15 protein-coding genes and 1 riboswitch are annotated in these 18,731 nt (G+C 55.4%); of the genes, 10 read left to right on the top strand and 5 right to left on the bottom strand.

Going from position 1 to position 18,731, the window contains the following annotated elements:
• Nucleotides 1-271 precede the first annotated feature (271 nt).
• Nucleotides 272-1,717, bottom strand: coding sequence for a VanW family protein (locus tag ACFPQ4_RS05525; RefSeq protein WP_378110782.1), 1,446 nt, complete (start codon nt 1,715-1,717; stop codon nt 272-274).
• Between the two features lie 306 nt (nt 1,718-2,023).
• Here ACFPQ4_RS05525 and ftsE point away from each other — a divergent pair, with 306 nt between their 5' ends.
• The 7 genes from ftsE (at nt 2,024) to ACFPQ4_RS05490 (ending at nt 8,879) form a co-directional block, all read left to right on the top strand.
• Nucleotides 2,024-2,710 carry a cell division ATP-binding protein FtsE gene (gene ftsE / locus ACFPQ4_RS05520; RefSeq protein WP_378110781.1) on the top strand — a complete coding sequence of 229 codons (687 nt, stop codon included), beginning with the start codon at nt 2,024-2,026 and terminating at the stop codon, nt 2,708-2,710.
• Nucleotides 2,700-3,617 (top strand): permease-like cell division protein FtsX, encoded by a 918-nt coding sequence (ftsX, locus tag ACFPQ4_RS05515; protein WP_378110780.1) that lies wholly within the window; start codon nt 2,700-2,702, stop codon nt 3,615-3,617. Before ftsE ends, ftsX begins: the two co-directional genes overlap by 11 nt.
• Before the next feature lie 43 nt (nt 3,618-3,660).
• Nucleotides 3,661-4,836, top strand: a complete 1,176-nt coding sequence (locus ACFPQ4_RS05510; protein WP_378110779.1) for a murein hydrolase activator EnvC family protein — start codon at nt 3,661-3,663, stop codon at nt 4,834-4,836.
• A gap of 159 nt (nt 4,837-4,995) precedes the next feature.
• Nucleotides 4,996-6,438, top strand: coding sequence for a S41 family peptidase (locus tag ACFPQ4_RS05505; protein WP_378110871.1), 1,443 nt, complete (start codon nt 4,996-4,998; stop codon nt 6,436-6,438).
• Between the two features lie 79 nt (nt 6,439-6,517).
• Nucleotides 6,518-7,942 carry a serine protease gene (locus ACFPQ4_RS05500; protein ID WP_378110778.1) on the top strand — a complete coding sequence of 475 codons (1,425 nt, stop codon included), beginning with the start codon at nt 6,518-6,520 and terminating at the stop codon, nt 7,940-7,942.
• A gap of 38 nt (nt 7,943-7,980) precedes the next feature.
• Nucleotides 7,981-8,107, top strand: a riboswitch (guanidine-I (ykkC/yxkD leader).
• Between the two features lie 117 nt (nt 8,108-8,224).
• On the top strand, nt 8,225-8,560 hold the full coding sequence (locus ACFPQ4_RS05495) for a DMT family transporter (RefSeq protein ID WP_378110870.1): 336 nt from the start codon (nt 8,225-8,227) through the stop codon (nt 8,558-8,560).
• Nucleotide 8,561: 1 nt separating this feature from the next.
• A complete protein-coding gene (locus ACFPQ4_RS05490) occupies nt 8,562-8,879 on the top strand; it encodes a DMT family transporter (RefSeq protein ID WP_378110776.1) in 318 nt (105 codons plus the stop codon).
• On the opposite strand, the gene ACFPQ4_RS05485 is transcribed toward ACFPQ4_RS05490, so the two are convergent.
• From ACFPQ4_RS05485 to ACFPQ4_RS05470, 4 genes are all read right to left on the bottom strand, one after another.
• Nucleotides 8,876-9,568: an SdpI family protein gene (locus ACFPQ4_RS05485; RefSeq protein WP_378110775.1), complete on the bottom strand. Its 693-nt coding sequence runs from the start codon at nt 9,566-9,568 to the stop codon at nt 8,876-8,878. The two genes, ACFPQ4_RS05490 and ACFPQ4_RS05485, sit on opposite strands and share 4 nt — an antisense overlap.
• Nucleotides 9,561-9,839 carry an autorepressor SdpR family transcription factor gene (locus ACFPQ4_RS05480; protein WP_378110774.1) on the bottom strand — a complete coding sequence of 93 codons (279 nt, stop codon included), beginning with the start codon at nt 9,837-9,839 and terminating at the stop codon, nt 9,561-9,563. The genes ACFPQ4_RS05485 and ACFPQ4_RS05480 overlap by 8 nt, the downstream gene beginning before the upstream one ends.
• A gap of 157 nt (nt 9,840-9,996) precedes the next feature.
• Nucleotides 9,997-11,103, bottom strand: coding sequence for a TFIIB-type zinc ribbon-containing protein (locus tag ACFPQ4_RS05475; RefSeq protein ID WP_378110773.1), 1,107 nt, complete (start codon nt 11,101-11,103; stop codon nt 9,997-9,999).
• A 12-nt stretch (nt 11,104-11,115) separates the two neighbouring features.
• Nucleotides 11,116-12,231, bottom strand: coding sequence for an SPFH domain-containing protein (locus ACFPQ4_RS05470; RefSeq protein WP_378110772.1), 1,116 nt, complete (start codon nt 12,229-12,231; stop codon nt 11,116-11,118).
• A gap of 185 nt (nt 12,232-12,416) precedes the next feature.
• Here ACFPQ4_RS05470 and uvrB point away from each other — a divergent pair, with 185 nt between their 5' ends.
• From uvrB to uvrA, 3 genes are all read left to right on the top strand, one after another.
• Nucleotides 12,417-14,417 carry an excinuclease ABC subunit UvrB gene (uvrB, locus tag ACFPQ4_RS05465; protein WP_378110771.1) on the top strand — a complete coding sequence of 667 codons (2,001 nt, stop codon included), beginning with the start codon at nt 12,417-12,419 and terminating at the stop codon, nt 14,415-14,417.
• A 226-nt stretch (nt 14,418-14,643) separates the two neighbouring features.
• Nucleotides 14,644-15,615, top strand: coding sequence for a diaminopimelate dehydrogenase (locus ACFPQ4_RS05460; RefSeq protein WP_378110770.1), 972 nt, complete (start codon nt 14,644-14,646; stop codon nt 15,613-15,615).
• 223 nt (nt 15,616-15,838) lie between these two features.
• Nucleotides 15,839-18,697 (top strand): excinuclease ABC subunit UvrA, encoded by a 2,859-nt coding sequence (uvrA, locus tag ACFPQ4_RS05455; protein ID WP_378110769.1) that lies wholly within the window; start codon nt 15,839-15,841, stop codon nt 18,695-18,697.
• Nucleotides 18,698-18,731 lie beyond the last annotated feature (34 nt).

Genomic DNA, 18,731 nt, shown 5'->3' with positions numbered 1-18,731 from the left:
ATAAAGGTCAATGAAGAACTTACAATATTTCTGCGTTTGAATGATGAAACGAAAGTAATACGACCCAGTCCTCCGTATTTTGGAACATACAGGTCGTATTTTTTGTGTAAAGCTCTTTTTAGTGCTTCAGAATGAAGATACGGCCGTTTTTTGTGAGAAGCCTCGAGCGAACCTATTCTGGGGGGTTCTTTTTTTCGCTTCATGAAGATCGCCGCCGCTGTAATCCCGCCATACGAGGCTACAGCAACCAACACCACGCTCCCATAACCCCTCAAACCGGCTCGACAGGCCCCTCGCTCTTCTCCGGCGACGGAGAAGGCTTGCCGTCGTCCGCAGGAAGCAGGCGCGTGTCCGCGGGATTGACGGCGATGAGCGCGTCGGTGGAGCGGTACGAGTCGCGCGACAGCTTCTTGCGCTCGGTTACGACGCCGTCGACCAGCTTCACCAGATACGATTCGACGACATAGCCGGGCTCGCCTTTTTGCACCGTATCTTGCTTGCCGAGCGACAGTTTGTCGTTGGCTACGTACACGGTCTTAGGCGGATTGACTTTGAGCTCTACCGTCTCGGTACGATACATTACGTTGTCCGGCAGCGTGCCGAACAGCTTTACGGTCAGCTTCTTGTTTTCCACGACGGTACGGATAAGCAATTGCTTGCCGGTCGAATTGCGAAATCTGAAGTTGATATACCCTTCCGCGTAGGTGGCGTCTAGTCCCGCGGGCAAGTAGTGCACGACGAGGGAGTGGTTGCGGCGTTCCACGATGTCGAGCCCCGCCATCAATACCGCATTGTACAGCGTGCTGGATACTTGGCAGATGCCGCCGCCGATGCCGGGAGTCAACTTCCCCTTCAAGATAACGGGCGCTTCTTTCCAGCCGTATTTTTGCTCCGCGAGGTTTACGATCTTCTCGTAGTCGAACACCTCGTCCGGCATGAGTAATGTATCGTTAAGCGCCATCGCGGCGGCCGTAACGTTGTGGGAGCGTCCTTCCCCGCTTGAAGTGAACGACGTCGTAAACTCGGCGATTTTGCGATCCAAGCCTTCTTCTTTAAGCTTCTCGATCGTAACGTCCGGGTAACGCTCATGAATCGTAAGCTTAAGCGAGAGAGGCTCGGTTGCCACGATTCCGGCTAAGGCCAGAGGTTCGAATTTCCGCACTTGATCCATCATCATCGCAAGATCGAGCGTCCGGCCAAGCGTCTCCGGGGTATAGACGACTTCATCCTGCTCGTTGATCGTTCTCGTCGCGTTTGTCGGCTGTCCGATGACGAGCGGACTCCATGCGCGGCCGGCGACATCTTTGAATTTCTTCTCGTCCCAATTCACCTTCATGCCGTAGACGCCGCCTGCGTCTCCACGATACCGCTGTTTGGCGCGTTCCCACCAGTTAAGGTCGCGGAACCTCTCAATCGCGGCAATCCCCTCCGAGACGTCGATGCTCATGCCGAGCTGCTTAAACGTAAGAGTCGGCGCTTCCAGCTTGCCGCCGTCCGAATCCGCTACCGTGACGGACATGGCTTCCCATTCCGTCACCCGCGTCTGCACTTGCTCCAACGCGACCGTAGCGGACATGCCCCCTAAATCCAGCCCGGATACCGAGAATCCTTCCGGCAAGGCGTCGTTGCTTCCGTATGCCATCGCCCCGCCGATCCCTACCCCTGCGCCTACGAGCACAACCCCCAATAAAATAGACCAGACCCATCCTTTTCTCATCTGCAACCCTCTCCCGTTTCGAACAACATGCAGACTGAGCTCGCGCGATCGTACCGTTAGTTTCCTCATGGCCGAGCCGGCCGGAAACAAGCGTACTTTACTCTACTCATATATACATAAGCTCCGGCCAATGGTTCCCCTCGTAGATTAAAAAATTTTTAAAATTAAAATAAAATCGTTGCGGGACTAGGGCTGAAGGGATTAAAATCGACAGGTTTCCCTATTGAATGATCGACAAAGAGAGGAATTTAGGTCATGATGTCGAAGTATCATAGGTCTGAATCTTAACAGGAAGTGATCCCAACCGTGATTGATATGCAGGACATCTGGAAGACTTACCCCGATGGCACGACAGCGCTTCAGGGTGTCAACATCGTGATCGACCGCAACGAATTCGTATACATCGTCGGACCGTCCGGCGCCGGTAAATCTACCTTTATGAAGTTGATTTATCGCGAGGAAGTACCTACCAAAGGGCAGATTTCCGTTAATGGTTTCAATATAGGCAAGCTCAAGCATCGCAAAATCCCGTTCGTGCGCCGCAACATCGGCGTTATTTTCCAAGATTACAAGCTGCTTCCGAAGTTGACCGCCTACGAAAACATCGCCTTCGCGATGGAAGTCATCGAGACGCCGCGCCGCGTCATTCGCCGCCGTACGATGGAAGTGCTCGAGCTCGTAGGGCTTAAGCACAAGGCGAACAGCTTGCCGGCCCAGCTATCCGGGGGCGAACAACAACGCGTGGCAATCGCCCGCGCGATCGTGAATAACCCCGCGGTAATCGTAGCGGACGAGCCTACCGGCAACTTGGACCCCGAGACGTCTTGGGGCATTATGAAACTGCTCGAGGAGATTAACTTCCGCGGCACGACGATCGTCATGGCTACCCACAACAAGGAGATCGTGAATACGCTGCGCAAGCGCGTCATCGCGATCGAGAGAGGCAGCATCGTGCGCGACGAGTTAAGGGGGGAATACGGCTATGAAATTTAGCACCGTAACCCGCCACGTCCGCGAAGGCGTCAAGAATGTCGGCCGCAACGGCTGGATGTCTATCGCTTCGATCAGCTCGATCGCCGTATCGCTCTTCATTCTCGGTATTTTCATGCTGTTGGCGCTGAACGTGAACAAAATCGCGGATCAGGTCGATAGCCAAGCGCAAATCAGCGTGTACTTACAGCTCGATATCAACAAGACCAAGACAGATGAAATCGAGCGTTCTATTAAACGGATTCCAGAAGTGAAGACGGTTACGTTCGTCTCCAAGGAAGAAGGACTCGAACGTTTCCGCGAAAGCATGGGAGAAGCGGGCAAAGAAGCGCTCGCCGGTTATGAAGACGAGAACAACCCATTGCCCGACATGTTCGAGGTCGACGCGTTCGATCCGCAGAAGATCGGATTCGTCGCCAAGCAGATCGAAGCGCTTAACGAGACCGATCCGCAGAAGTCGATTATGGAAGTGAAGTACGGCAAGGACGCGATCGAACGGTTGTTCAAAATCACGAACGCGATCCGCAACATCGGCTTGTTCATCGTCGTCGGCTTGGCCATCATGGCGATGTTCCTCATTTCCACGACGATCAAAATGACGATTTTGGCAAGACGCCGCGAAATTTCGATCATGAAGCTAGTCGGCGCTACGAATGGATTCATTCGCTGGCCGTTCTTCATCGAGGGCGCGATCATCGGGTTCGTGGGCTCCGCTCTCACTTCCGTCGTTCTAGTGTTCGGTTACGGCAAAATCATGAGCAAGACGAGCTCGACGATCGGCTTGTATCAGGTTGAATTTTTGACGCAAGGCGACATCGGCTGGGTTGTCGGCGGCACGATTATCGCGCTCGGCACGTTGCTCGGCATCTGGGGCAGTACGCTTTCCGTACGCAAGTATTTGAAAGTCTAACGAAGATCGAGAAGCCGTTAGCGGGTTTTAAAGGAGGATACGCGTGAAAAGGAAATTCGTGCTGTTGCTGGCGATGCTCGTGGGCGCTACCATGATCGTCCGCCCTTATGAAGGTCAAGCGCTCACCCAAGTCCAGAAGATCGATCAAGAGTTGAACGCGCTCCGGAAAGAGATGGAGCAAGCGGCGAACAATCAGAAGTCGGCGGACAATAAAGTCCATAAGCTTAACGGCCAGAAAGCCGCGACCAAAGAAGATATCGACGCGCTGAACGTCAGCATCCAGCAAATGCAGAAGAAGCTGACGGATACGCAAGACAAGATCGACGCGGCGGAAGATAAGCTGCGCGTGACGGGGCAAGAGCTCGAGGACGCGATCAAGCAGCGCGATCTGCGACTCGACTTGATGGACAACCGCGTCCGCATGGCATACATGGCGGGACCGGCGTCTTTCCTGGACGTGCTTATGGATTCCACGGATCTTCCGGACTTCCTCACGCGTTTAGACTCGGTCGAAGCGATCGTCAAGCAAGATAACGATATCGCCGAACAGGCGAGCGAATACAAAGATCAGGTCGTGCAGAAGAAGCAACAGGTAGAGCAAGAGCTGACGGGCGTTAAAACCCTGTACGCGGAAATGCAGAGCAATAAGGCCGAGCTGGAGTCTAACGAGCAGGCGAAGGAACAGATGCTCGCCGACCTCTCCGAGCAGATCTCGGAAGCGGAAGAGATCAGCGACGAAGCGGAAGCGCAGCTGAAGAAATTCGCGAAGAGATCGGCGGAACTGCAAGCGAAGAAGAAGGCGCTCACGCAATACTACAAGGGCGGAAAGCTTGGCATGCCGCTCAGGGTCGAATATCATCTCTCTTCGCCGTTCGGTTACCGGATCCACCCGATCTACCACACGAAGAGGCTGCACACGGGCATGGACATGGCCGTGCCGAAGGGGACGCCGATTTACGCGGCGGAATCCGGACGCGTCATTACCGCCCGCTCGATGAGCGGTTACGGAAACTGCGTCATCATCGATCACGGCGGCGGACTGTGGACGGTATACGGTCATATCATGAACGGCGGTATACTCGTTAAGGAAGGCCAAGAGGTTAAGCGCGGCGAGAAAATCGCCCTAGTAGGCTCCACCGGCGATTCCACGGGTAACCATCTGCACTTCGAAGTACGCAAAAATTCCGAGCCGGTCAATCCGGTATCGTATTTGAAATAATTCGCTTCTTAGGGACAGCCGATTCCTCGACAATTATAGTCGGATCGGCTGTTTTTAGTTCTTGATGGATTCGCCGGCTATCGTCATAATCAAAATGAAGGCTGAACACTGGGGAGTGGGTACGACGTGTGGTTTCGAGGACGCACCGTATTGGCATTCGTGGTACTGACGGCTGTTGCGACGGGCATGTCCACTTATGCGGCTTTACGGTATCCCGGCTTTTTGGCAGCCGATTCGCAGTCATCTCCGGGTACGGCGACCGCTTCGCCGGAGCTAGGAATTACGGACAAGGAATTATCGAAATTTAATAAAGCGTTCGAGCTGATTCGCAATAGCTACTTGTTGCAAACCAATCGCGCGGCGTTGATGGACGGAGCCATTCAAGGCATGGTGGAATCGCTTAACGATCCTTACTCCGTCTACAAGTCTCCCGAAGAATCTGAAGCGTTCTCGGATGAGCTTCAAGGCGCTTTTACGGGGATCGGGGCTAATCTCAGCTTGAAACAGGGAACGATCGTCGTGGAGTCGACGTTCAAGGGTTCGCCAGCGGAGCGCGCGGGTTTGCTGCCGAAGGACGTGCTTCTATCCGTGAACGGGGAGAGCCTGCAAGGGCTTACGCTTAGCGAAGCCGTTGCCAAAATCCGCGGTCCCAAAGGGACGAAAGCAAAGCTGAACGTTCGACGCGAAGGCGTAGCCGATCCGCTCGATCTGGAGCTCGTTAGAGACCGAATCGATCTGGTGACGGTGCATTCTGAAATGTTGGAAGACGGCATCGGTTACTTGGCGATTCGCAAATTTACTTTCGACACTTCTAAGAGGGTCGCCGATGAAATCGGCGCATTGGAACAAAGCGGGCTTAAAGCGCTCGTCATCGACTTGAGGGACAATCCCGGCGGCATGGTGCAGTCCGTCGAGGAAGTCGCTTCGCAATTGCTCCCGAAGGGGAAGTCGATCATGCAGTACCAATATCGGGACGGCACTTATCAGACGGAGGTGTCCGAGCCCGGTCTAAGCCAAGCGAAGCCGTACCCGATCGTCGTGCTGGTCAACAAGGGTAGCGCCAGCGCAGCGGAGATTCTCGCGGGGGCTATGCAGCAGTCCGCGAACGCGGTGCTCGTGGGCGAGACGACGTACGGCAAAGGGACGGTACAATTGCCGTTCGACGCCGAACTGGAGGATGGCAGCATTATGAAGCTGACCGTCTCCAAATGGCTGCTGCCGGATGGGACGTGGATTAACGGGAAGGGCATCTCCCCGGACGTTCCGGTTGTTCAGCCGGATTATTTCATGGCTACTCAATTGCCGCGGGATGCCGCGATGAAGCTTGACGATGCAGGTCCGCCGATCGCTAACCTGCAAGCCGTGCTGGAGGGCGTCGGCTTCCCCGCAGACCGACATGATGGCTATTTCAGCCAAGCGACGCAAGATGCGCTGGAAGCTTTCCAGAAGCATGAGGGGTTGCCGGTTACGGGCATCGCCGACACTGCGACGTCGCAGCGCCTTGAAGAGGTATTAAACGATCATCTCCAGCAGAAGGAATACGACAAGCAATTGGTTACGGCTTTGGCGCAAGCGCATAACCTCATCGACGCGGACAAATAACAGGAATTAGTTGGCCATTGTCGAATAGGTAGAGGTTAGGCTTGGCTATTCATAATGCAACGACAGAGGAGACAGGCGAATGGATCCTTATGTGGACCTATTACGCGACGCGGGACAAGCTGCCATTAGATTGTTCGCGCAACCGTATATATATATCGCGATTCTGATCGTCTATTGGCATGCGAGGCAGGGTTCGCTGCTGCAGCGCAAGCTATTTCACGTAAGGCTGTACGGCGCATTGCGTTTGACGATGCTGCGCGTACTCGCGGGCGCGGCCGTCGGCATCATACTATCGGTAGCCGGACTGGCTGCCGGGGCCAAGCTGACGACGAGTACTTTGCTGTGCGTATGGATCGCGATGGGCGTTATGGCCATCTTGCGCTTGCGTTATATTTGCCTCGCTTACGCGGCCGGCATACTCGGCGTGCTGCAAGCGATCCTGCAAGCCGTGGGTACCGATTCATTGCAAGACGGGACGTGGTCCGATGCCGTTCAGGTGGTTTCGGATATTAGCGTGCCGAGCCTGCTTTTCCTTGCGGGCGTATTGCATATCGGCGAAGGGATTCTTGTGCGGCTTCAGAGCGCGAAGCAAGCGATTCCGCTCTTCTTGGAGGGCAAACGCGGGAAGCCGATGGGCGCATTCGCCTTGTCCGGAGCCTGGCCGATTCCGCTACTCTGGCTCGTTCCGGCAAGCGGAAGCGGCATCGGCTTGCCTTGGACGCCGCTGTTCGGCATGACGGACGATATCGCCGGCTGGAGCATTCTCGCTTTCCCGGTGTTGATCGGATTCAGCGATCGAACGTGGACGCAGTGGCCTGAGGCCAAAGCTCGGACGTCGGGCAACCTGCTTATGTTATACGGCATCCTCATCGCGGGGTTGGCGGCTGGCGCCGAATTTTGGTCGCCGCTAACGGTCGTCGCCGCGATTGCCGCATTCGTCTTGCATGAGGCGTTGCTGCTCCTTAGCAGACGGGGCGAAGAAGGGCGCAGCCCGATATTCGGGCAAGACGGCTCCGGGGTTAGGGTGCTGGCGGTTCTTCCGGGAACGCCGGCGCAGGAGATGGGTTTCCAATCCGGCGAAATCATCAAGAAGGTTAACGGCGCGGCGGTGCGTACGAAGGAAGAGCTGCATTCGGCATTCGGACGCCAATCCGCTTTCAGCAAGCTGGAGGTCATTAATAGGGAAGGCCATGTCCGCTTCGTGCAACGCGCAAGGTACGAAGGAGAGCATTACCAGCTCGGCTTGATCTTAGCTCCGGACGAAGACGTGGATTTCGTGGCGGCGCCTCGCTCCGCTTCGCTCTGGCAAGGGCTACGGCAAGCCGGCTCCAGAAGGCGCCATGGACGGACGGAAGCGGCGAAGCAGGCACGGAAAGACGCGGAGCGCGCGGCTGCTGAGTTGGCGGCGTCAACGGCTGCGGCCGAAGCCGTAGCAGCGGAGAGCGAGACGGTCGTCGAGTCGGGATTGCCTCCGCGCGCGGCAGTTTCCAAAAAGAAATCTTGACTTCGCCGCAGGCGGAGGCTACTGTATATAGAACATTCACAACGGCTCTCTAGGGTTCCACGCCGAGCGGCAAAGCGCGGCGGATCGGTCCGAGAGAGGGCGCGTCTTCCTAAAGCAAGATCAGCATGGGAAGTACGGACACGGAGGGACAAAAACCCGGGAGTATCGTGATGGCGATTCGCAAACAGGCGCAGTTTAGCGCTGCTTGCGGAACGACGATACTCTCGGGTTTCTTTGCGCCCGTGGGACACACTGAACATCATGGAGGTGGCTAGCGTGCAAATGAACCGATATTGGTTCGTACTGCTGGTTGGAGGTTTAAGCGAAATCGGTTGGGTATCCGGATTGAAGCATGCGTCGACGCTAGGCGAGTGGGCGTTAACGGCGATCGCGATAACCATTAGCTTCGTCGGTATCGCGTATGCGATGAGCGCGTTGCCCGTCGGTACCGTGTACGCGGTATTCACGGGAATCGGAGCGGCCGGTACGGTTTTCGCGGAAGCGATTTTTTTCGATATGGAGCTGGACCCGGGCAAAGTGGCGCTCGTCATTATATTGATTATCGGTATCGCAGGGTTGAAGCTAACGACTCCGAAACAAGAAGCGGAGGCGGAATAGGATGGCGTGGGTATCACTAATCGTTGCGGGACTGTTCGAGGTCGTCGGCGTGTTGGGCATGAATCGCGTGAAGGAGAAGCGTAGCGCGGGGAATGTGTTATTGTTGCTTGGCGGATTCGCTTGCAGCTTTATTTTGTTGACGGTAGCGATGAAGACGATCTCCATGGGTACCGCGTATGCGATCTGGACGGCGATCGGAACGGTCGGAGGGACGCTCGTAGGCATGCTGTTCTACGGAGAATCCCGCCAAGCGCTCAGAATATTTTTCTTAAGCATGATCGTGTTCGCCGTCGTCGGCTTAAAGCTCATCGGAGATTAATCGGTTTTCGCGGACTTTTTACGATGCAAGTTGTAGGAATAGACGACAGGGACAACGACGCTAAGCACGATGCCGACGACAAGCGCGGCAATGATTCCGGCCGTGTTTAGGAAGCAAGCTCCCGCTAACATGATCAATCCGGCTAACACCCATAGTCTACCGCCGATCCGGTGCGTTTTCCGCCAATTATCGTCGTCGGTAAGCGTCCATGGGGTGCGGATGCCAACGAAAAAGTTGCTGCGCAGTTGGCCCATTCCGTTGCCTATGACGATCCATAGCAACCCGATCCCCCCTATGACGAGCTTATGCACCGGCAGTTCATAGTCCAGGTTGTCGAGAATGATGATCAGGAATATCCCGTGAAGGAATAGGCTGACCGCGTAACGCATGAGATAAAAATAGCCTTTGAATCGCTCATAGTTCGGTTTGCGCGGATCGATCTGGCGTATTAGCGTCAACCCCGACGGCAATAAAGTGCCGAGTGCGCCGTACAGAAGCCAGAACGACCATTTCGCCATCGTATCGTTGGGCCTGCCCTGCGCGTCGTAATGGGAGATAACCTGGTCGGGAAGCCGGTCGTAGAAGGCGGCGGCAAGACCGGCGAAAATAAGCACGTTGATCGCGAGCAAAATCCAGTCGCGTCTGGTCCACATGGGATTGTTTTTCTTCTGTTCGCTCAGTTCAGTCATCGGATTTGTCTCCTTTGGTGCCGATCATGCCGAGAAACCAGCCGAGCGCTTCTTGCATGACGGTCAAATTTAAAGAGTAGACGATATTTTGTCCTTGCCGTTCGTCTTGCACGAGCTTCGCTTGCTTTAGAATGCTCAGGTGATGGGAGATGCTTGGCTTGGAGATGTTAAAATGATCGGCGATTTCGCCGGCGGCAAGGTCGCGTTCCTTGAGCAGCTGCAGGATCGTGCGTCTGGTCGGGTCGGACAATGCTTTGAAAGCGTCGTTCACGGGCCTATCTCCTTTCGCGACATTAATCTTTAACGCCTACGATTAGACTATTAGACAATCATCTAAATATATACAGCACTATAATAATCCGACCTGAAAGGGATGTCAATAACAAAGGCGCGGAGAGGGCGAATGCCCCGCCGCGCCTTGCTTTAAGTTAGGAGGGCGACTGCTGGCTCACGAAGAACATAATGACGATGCCGGCCACGGCCGCGCATAAAAGCGTGAACAGCGTTATTTTCCACGGACTTCTCGGCACGTAACCGGACACCGTACCCGTCTGCCCGTTAACCATGTAGTAGTAAGCTTTGTCCTTGTACCGGTAGCTGGCGTTCCATACGGGGAGCAATAAGTGCTTATATGTGATGCCGCTGTAAGTCGTCTTGATGTTCAGGCTGCGAATCTCGTCTCCGCCGATCCGCCCCTTAATCTCTTCCTTCAGCCAATCGTCCGCTTTGTCCTGGGCGCGTTCCCACCCCTGCTCGCAGTTGACGGAGTACTTCTCCGAGATGTATCCGCTAAGATATTCAGGCTTATAGGGAAGCAGCTGCGCAAGCTCGAAGTCGCCAAGCTTCTCCAGCAGCTTCTGGTTATAATGGCCGGAAGCGGGAATAAGAATATCGTCGAACGCGCGCTCGTGATCGCCGTTCACCCAGGTCCATACGGTGTAGCGTTCCTGAACCATCGTCGTCTGGGTTTTACCGTTCACGGTTCTCGTGCGCGGAACCATCCGGTAATGGTAGACACCTCGTTCGGCGGTATAGACGGAGTAGGTACCCGCGTCGTACGTCCAATAAGGAATATAGATGCTGGTTAGCTGGGAGCTGACGTCCATCTTCTTGAACTTGTTAGGCAGAAACCATCGTTTCTTCTTCCACGCCGCGAACGAAGTGCGGGCTTCTTCCGCCGATACGTGAAAAGAAACGAGCGTTTCCGGCCGGATTGTGTCGGTGTCTTCCTGAGCGAGCACCTTGGGCGATCCGCAAAAGACGCACACGCCGGTCGTCTGTCCCGCGGGAATCAGCGTCTCCCCGCCGCAGCTCTCGCAATGGATAGCCGTCTGCTTCGTTCCCCAGTCGCGAAGCTCGGGCGAATCGTCCGCGCCTCCGAACGGATGCTCCTGCGGTTGAGAGAGCGCGTTCTCGATCGTCTGCTCCGCGCCGCAATATTGGCACTTCAAGCCTTGGCTCTCGGAGTCGAACACCATCGGTCCGCCGCAACCGGAGCAAGGAAAGCGTACGGCCGTTGCCGCTTGGTTCGTCATGATGCCACCGCCCTATGCTTTCGATCCGCAATCGGAGCAGAACTTGGCGGTGGCCGACAGTTCGTGTCCGCATTGGGTACAGAAGCGTTTCTGCGCTCGCGGCGAGCCGCATTCCACGCAGAATTTCTCGGACGGCTGGAGGAGATGGCCGCATTGCGCGTTCGAGCAAGCTATGCCCGCATCGCCTGAAGAGGGAACGACAGCCGGTTGCGTTTGCTGTTGCTGCTGCGCTTGTTGCTGCATCGCATTCGCATTCGCGTTCGCGGCGGCGTTCGGCTGGAACATCTGTCCCATCATCTGCCCCATCGCCATGCCCGCGCCCATGCCCGCGCCTAGCCCGGCGCCGCCGCTGCCTTCGTTGTTCGCCGCGTCGCGAATCGCTTCGGCCGTCTGGAATTTCATATAGTTGTCCATATTGCCGAGCACGTTCATCGACGAACGGCGGTCGATCATCTTCTCTACGTCTTCCGGCAACGAGATGTTTTCGATTGTCAGGCTGGTCAGCTTCAAGCCGATCGCTTCGAACTTAGGCTGCAGCCGTTCCGTAGATTGCACGCCTAATTCGTCGTAGGAGCTGGACAGATCAGCGATCGGGATTTTGGACTCGCCGAGCAAGTCGCTGAGGCTGGATACGATTATCGTTTTCAGGAAGCCGGTAATGCTATCGGTCGTGAATTCTTTTTTGGTGCCGAAAATTTCTTTGAGGAAAATAGCCGGGTCTCCGACCTTGACCGAGTAATTGCCGAAGCCGCGGATTCTGACCATGCCGAAGTCCGCGTCCCGCATAATGACCGGGTTCGTCGTGCCCCACTTCAGATCGGTGAAATTCGTCATGTTGACGAAGAAGACGTCCGCCTTGAACGGGGAATTGAAGCTGTACTTCCATGACTTGAGCGCGGTAAGCACCGGCATGTTCTGCGTGCTGAGCGTGTAAGTGCCGGGACCGAACACGTCGGCGAGCTGGCCTTCGTTCACGAAGATCGCCGCCTGCGATTCCCGGACGACCAGCTTGGCGCCCATTTTGATCGCGTTGTCGTAAGCCTCGAAGCGATGCACGAGCACGCCTTTGTCGTCCAACCATTCGATGACTTCGATAAACTGGCCTTTAATGAAATCCATGATTCCCATTGCGTGACTCTCCTTTGTGGGTGGTCTGCCTCATCTATTTATCAGTCTAAGCGATTCTGCGTATAATACAAGGATTTCCAGAGCCATTTTGACGCGGGAGCTGGAAAAAGTTATAATGAAATGAGAACACACATTCGCAACTTTTTGTCGATATAGCGCATTAGATTCGAGGGAGGACGCAGGAGATGGCGGATACGGAAATCGATAATCGCCCCTTTAAGCTCGTGTCGGAATACTCGCCGCAAGGGGATCAGCCGGGCGCGATTCGAGAGCTGACCGAGGGCGTTACGGCAGGGGCGAGACACCAGACGCTGCTGGGCGCGACCGGTACGGGGAAGACGTTCACGATCGCGCAGACGATCGCCAAGGTAAACAAGCCGACGCTTGTCATCGCGCATAACAAGACGCTCGCGGCGCAGCTGTGCAGCGAGTTCAAAGAGTTTTTCCCCGAGAACGCGGTGGAATACTTCGTCAGCTATTACGATTACTATCAACCGGAAGCCTATATTCCGTCGACCGATACTTATATCGAGAAGGACTCCAGCATTAACGACGAGATCGATAAGCTCCGTCACTCCTCGACCTCCTCGCTGTTCGAGCGGCGCGACGTTATTATCGTGGCCAGCGTCTCTTGCATCTACGGTCTCGGTTCGCCCGAGGAGTATCGCGATTTGCGGCTCAGCTTGCGCGTCGGAATGGAGCGCTCGCGCAACGCGATCCTGCATAAGCTGGTCGACATCCAGTACCAGCGCAACGATATTAACTTCACGCGCGGGACGTTCCGGGTACGTGGCGACGTCATCGAGATTTTCCCGGTGTCGCGGAGCGACCAGGCGATCCGGGTCGAGATGTTCGGCGACGAGATCGAACGGATTACCGAGATCGACGTGCTAACGGGCGAGATTACCGGTTCACGGGATCATGTCGTCATCTTCCCGGGCTCTCACTTCGTGACCGGCGAAGAGAAGATGAAGCGCGCGCTCGTCAACATCGAGCAAGAGCTGGAGGAACGGCTAGTCGAGCTTCGCGAGGAAGGCAAGCTGCTGGAAGCGCAGCGTTTGGAGCAGCGCACCCGCTATGACCTCGAGATGATGGCGGAGATGGGCTTCTGCTCGGGCATCGAGAACTACTCGGGTCCGATGACGTTCCGCGAGAGGGGCGCGACGCCGTATACGTTAATGGACTTCTTCCCGGACGATTACCTTATCGTCATCGACGAGTCTCACGTGACACTGCCACAAGTGCGCGCTATGTACAACGGTGACCAAGCCCGCAAGACGGTGCTCGTCGATCACGGCTTCCGGCTGCCGTCCGCGAAGGACAACAGGCCGCTGAAGTTCGAGGAGTTCGAGGAGAAGGCGAAACAGCTGATCTACGTATCCGCGACGCCGGGGCCCTACGAGATGGAGCATTGCCCGACGATGGTGCAACAGATTATCCGGCCGACGGGACTCATCGATCCGCTCATCGAGGTCCGTCCGACGAAGGGGCAAATCGACGATTTGCTCGGCGAGATTCGCATCCGGGTCGCCCAGGACGAGCGCGTGCTCGTGACGACGCTGACGAAGAAGATGTCGGAGGATTTGACGGACTATTTGAAGGAAGTCGGCATTAAAGTCAGATACTTGCACTCGGACATCAAGACGTTGGAGCGGATGGCCATTTTGCGGGATTTACGGCTAGGCACGTTCGACGTTCTCATCGGCATTAACCTGCTGCGGGAAGGCCTAGATTTGCCGGAAGTTACGCTCGTTGCCATTCTGGACGCGGACAAAGAAGGGTTCCTCCGTTCCGAACGTTCGCTCATCCAGACGATCGGCCGGGCGGCGCGGAACTCCGAGGGGCGCGTTATTATGTACGGGGATAAAATTACGGATTCGATGGAGCGGGCGATCGGGGAGACGGAACGCCGCCGGACGATCCAACTGGCCTATAACGAGAAACACGGCATTACACCGCAGACGATTCGCAAAAAAGTGCGGGACGTCATCGAAGCGACGAAGGTCGCGGAGGCGAAGAGCTCTTATTTGACGGGCAAAGACGATCTTGGCAAGCTATCCAAGAAAGATCGACTGTCCGTTATCGAGCGGTTGGAAGCCGAAATGAAGGAAGCGGCGAAGAGCTTGCAGTTCGAAAGAGCAGCAGAGCTTCGTGATGCGCTACTGGAATTGAAGGCCGGATTATAACTTTATCGCGAGTCGACAAGACGTACGTCTTGTCGACTTTTTATATGGATTAATGCGATGATCCATGTATAATTCCGCCAAAAAGGATGGATTTTTTGTCTAATTTTATGGACTTATATACATATAGGTTGTTGTTTTCCCACAAAATTGCTTTTTCTTCAAACCATCATAGGGTAAGATAAACGGATAAAATCATAACAGTCGAATGAGTGGAGGACGCATTTTCATGGCACAACAAATTAAAGTCGGAATCGTCGGTTACGGAAATCTTGGACGCGGCGTAGAGGCGGCTATTCGCCAAAACCCGGACATGTCGCTCGAAGCGATCTTTACGCGCAGAAGCCCTGAATCCGCAGGCAAAGGCCTCGTGTCGATCTCCGAGATCGAATCCTACAAAGGCAAAATCGACGTTCTTATTCTATGCGGCGGTTCCGCTACGGACTTGCCGGATCAAGGTCCCGCGTTGTCGAAATTGTTCCACACGGTGGACAGCTTCGATACTCACGCGCGCATTCCGGAATACTTTAACAAAGTGGACGAGTCCGCTCGTTCCGGCGGCAACGTCAGCGTAATTTCAACCGGCTGGGATCCAGGCTTGTTCTCCTTGAACCGCTTGCTTGCGGAAGCGGTGCTTCCGGAAGGCAACGAGTACACGTTCTGGGGCAAAGGCGTTAGCCAAGGCCACTCCGATGCGATTCGCCGCGTTAACGGCGTTAAGAACGGCATTCAATACACGATTCCTCGCGAAGAAGCGGTAGCACGCGTACGCAGCGGCGAGAATCCGGAACTGACGACGCGCGAGAAACATTTGCGCGAATGCTATATCGTCTTGGAAGAAGGCGCGAACGCAGAAGCGATCGCGGAAGAAATCCGCAACATGCCTAACTATTTCTCGGATTACGATACGGTCGTCAACTTCATCAGCGAAGAGACGCTTCGCGCCGAGCATGGCACGATGCCGCATGGCGGCAACGTAATCCGCAGCGGACGCACGGGCCAAGGCAGCAAACAAATCGTCGAATTCAGCTTGACGCTCGACAGCAACCCCGAATTCACGGCAAGCGTACTCGTCGCTTACGCTCGCGCGGTTTACCGCATGGCGCAAGACGGACAAAAAGGCGCTAAAACGGTATTCGACGTTCCGTTTGGCCTGCTTTCTCCGAAATCGGCGGCAGAGCTTCGCAAGGAACTGCTGTAAGTAACGCGTACAATCAAAGAAGAGGCTGTCCCTCGGTCATTTTTGGATGACCTTGGGATGGCCCCTTTTCTTATAGACGAAATAGACAAGCAAGCGCCAAAATCGATTTGCATGACCGACCTCGGTCGGATATAATGAATGGGAACGTATATTCCTATTTGCTTAACGACTGCGGTTGGCGCGTCTGAAGCCCCCGCGCTGTCGCGAAAGGGGCTTTTATTCGTTGGCCAACGAGAGCATCGTAATCAAGGGCGCGCGCGCCCATAATTTGAAAAATATCGACGTAACGATTCCCCGCGACAAGTTCGTCGTGCTGACCGGGTTATCCGGTTCCGGCAAGTCGTCGCTGGCTTTCGATACGATCTATGCCGAGGGACAGCGCAGATACGTGGAATCGTTGTCCGCCTACGCGCGGCAATTTCTCGGGCAGATGGACAAACCGGACGTCGATTCGATCGAAGGCTTATCGCCGGCGATCTCCATCGACCAGAAGACGACTAGCCGCAATCCCCGTTCGACCGTAGGTACGGTCACGGAAATTTACGACTATTTGCGCCTTATGTTCGCGCGCGTCGGCAAGCCGCATTGTCCGGAGCACGGCATCGAGATTACGTCGCAAACCGTCGAACAGATGGTCGACCGGATCATGGAATATCCGGAGCGGACGCGATTGCAAATTCTCGCTCCGATCGTATCCGGCCGCAAAGGCGAACATAGCAAACTGCTCCAGGACGTGCAGAAGCAAGGCTTCGTGCGGGTACGCGTGAACGGAGAAATTCGCGATCTGTCCGAGAAGATCGAGCTCGAGAAGAACAAGAAGCATTCCATCGAAGTCGTCGTTGACCGGATCGTGGTGAAAGACGACGTCGCTTCGCGTCTGGCGGATTCGCTAGAGACCGGACTTAAGCTGTCCGGCGGTCAGATCATCGTGGACATTATCGATAAAGAAGAATTGCTGTTCAACTCCAATCTGGCTTGCCCGGTGTGCGGCTTCTCGATCGACGAGCTGGCGCCGCGCATGTTCTCCTTTAACTCGCCGTATGGCGCTTGTCCTACGTGCGACGGTCTCGGCGCGAAGATGGTCGTCGATCCGGATTTGCTCGTGCCCGATCGCAGCAAGAGCATCGACGACGGGGCGTTCGAGGCGTGGGCGGGAAGCACGTCCAATTACTATCCGCAGTTTTTGGCCGCGGTGTGCGCGCATTATGGCATTGCGACCGATAAGCCGATCGAGGAGCTTACGGATAAGCAGTTGAACATCATCCTTAACGGAACGGGCGGAGAGAAGATCCGGTTCCGTTACGAGAACGAGTTCGGGCATACCCGCGATGCGCAAGTGCCGTTCGAAGGCGTCGTGAACAATCTCGAGCGCCGCTACCGGGAGACGGGCTCCGAAGGCATTCGCGAGTTCATCGAAGCCTATATGAGCGCGCAACCTTGCTCGTCTTGCAAAGGCCAACGGCTTAAGAAGGAATCGCTGGCCGTTACGGTCGGCGGCGAGAACATGGGCTACGTGACGGCGCTGTCGATCGGGGATGCGCAACGGTTTTTCTCCGGACTATCGCTTTCCGAGAAGGAAAAGACGATCGCGAATCTTATATTGAAGGAAATCAACAATCGACTCGGCTTCCTTGTGAACGTCGGGCTGGATTATTTATCGTTATCCCGCGCGGCAGGAACGTTGTCTGGAGGCGAGGCGCAGCGGATTCGGCTTGCGACGCAGATCGGATCGAGTCTGATGGGCGTACTGTACATCCTTGACGAGCCGAGTATCGGCTTGCATCAGCGCGATAACGATCGCCTCATCCAGACGCTCGAGCATATGCGCGATCTTGGCAATACGCTTATCGTCGTCGAGCATGACGAGGATACGATGCTTGCGGCGGATTACATCATCGACATCGGCCCAGGCGCAGGCATTCACGGCGGCACTATTATTTCGCAAGGTACGCCGGCTCAGGTCATGGCGGACGAGAATTCGTTAACCGGCGCATACCTAAGCGGACGGAAGTTCATCCCGGTACCGCTCGAACGGCGTAAGCCGAACGGCAAGTGGCTTGAAGTGAAGGGCGCCAAGGAGAACAACCTGAAGAACATTAACGCGAAGATTCCGTTAGGCGTATTTACGGCGGTAACCGGAGTTTCGGGTTCCGGCAAGTCAACGCTCGTGAACGAGATCTTGTATAAGACGTTGGCGCGCGATTTGAACAAGGCGAAGACGCGACCGGGCGAGCACAAGGAAATCGTCGGCATAGATAATCTAGAGAAAGTCATCGATATCGACCAATCTCCGATCGGCCGTACGCCGCGCTCGAATCCGGCGACTTACACCGGCGTCTTCGACGACATTCGCGACGTGTACGCGATGACGAATGAATCCAAGGTGCGCGGATATAAGAAGGGTCGCTTCAGCTTTAACGTGAAGGGCGGACGCTGCGAAGCTTGCAAAGGCGACGGCATTATCAAGATCGAGATGCACTTCCTTCCGGACGTGTACGTGCCTTGCGAAGTTTGCAAAGGCAAGCGTTACAATCGCGAGACGCTCGAAGTGAAATACAAAGGCAAGAGCATCGCCGAGCTGCTCGAGATGACGATCGAGGACGCTACGGAGTTTTTCGTGAACATCCCGCGCATTCATCGCAAGATGCAGACGCTGATGGATGTCGGTCTTGGATACATGAACCTTGGTCAGCCCGCGACGACGCTGTCCGGCGGCGAAGCGCAACGGGTTAAGCTAGCCGCGGAGCTGTACAGACGCAGCACGGGCAAGACATTGTACATTCTCGACGAGCCGACGACCGGTTTGCATGTCGACGATATCGATCGGTTGTTGCAAGTGTTGCACAGACTCGTCGATTCGGGAGAGAGCGTGCTCGTCATCGAGCACAATCTGGACGTCATTAAGACTGCCGACTATTTAGTCGATCTCGGTCCGGAGGGTGGCAACGGCGGCGGTACGATCGTCGCGACCGGTACGCCGGAGGACGTGACGAAGGTCGAGAAGTCTTATACCGGCCGTTATCTTGGTCCCGTGCTGGAAAGAGACCGTGCACGGACGGAAGCGGCAATGGCGAACGTATAACTTAACAGATCCCCTTCACGGCAAGACAGACGAT

The sequence above is a fragment of the Cohnella yongneupensis genome, assembly GCF_042655785.1.
Classification (GTDB): domain Bacteria; phylum Bacillota; class Bacilli; order Paenibacillales; family Paenibacillaceae; genus Cohnella; species Cohnella yongneupensis.
The sequence above is the reverse complement of the archived record's forward strand: the minus strand, read 5'-3'. Positions and strand labels throughout refer to the sequence as shown.

Bases quoted from the DNA above. Each gene is read 5' to 3' on its own strand.
- ACFPQ4_RS05500 (WP_378110778.1), top strand. From the start codon at position 6,518: ATGGATCCTTATGTGGACCTATTACGCGACGCGGGACAAGCTGCCATT.
- ACFPQ4_RS05490 (WP_378110776.1), top strand. From the start codon at position 8,562: ATGGCGTGGGTATCACTAATCGTTGCGGGACTGTTCGAGGTCGTCGGC.
- ftsX (WP_378110780.1), top strand. From the start codon at position 2,700: ATGAAATTTAGCACCGTAACCCGCCACGTCCGCGAAGGCGTCAAGAAT.
- uvrB (WP_378110771.1), top strand. From the start codon at position 12,417: ATGGCGGATACGGAAATCGATAATCGCCCCTTTAAGCTCGTGTCGGAA.
- ACFPQ4_RS05525 (WP_378110782.1), bottom strand. From the start codon at position 1,717: ATGAGAAAAGGATGGGTCTGGTCTATTTTATTGGGGGTTGTGCTCGTA.
- ACFPQ4_RS05485 (WP_378110775.1), bottom strand. From the start codon at position 9,568: ATGACTGAACTGAGCGAACAGAAGAAAAACAATCCCATGTGGACCAGA.
- ACFPQ4_RS05470 (WP_378110772.1), bottom strand. From the start codon at position 12,231: ATGGGAATCATGGATTTCATTAAAGGCCAGTTTATCGAAGTCATCGAA.
- ACFPQ4_RS05475 (WP_378110773.1), bottom strand. From the start codon at position 11,103: ATGACGAACCAAGCGGCAACGGCCGTACGCTTTCCTTGCTCCGGTTGC.
- ACFPQ4_RS05460 (WP_378110770.1), top strand. From the start codon at position 14,644: ATGGCACAACAAATTAAAGTCGGAATCGTCGGTTACGGAAATCTTGGA.
- ACFPQ4_RS05495 (WP_378110870.1), top strand. From the start codon at position 8,225: ATGAACCGATATTGGTTCGTACTGCTGGTTGGAGGTTTAAGCGAAATC.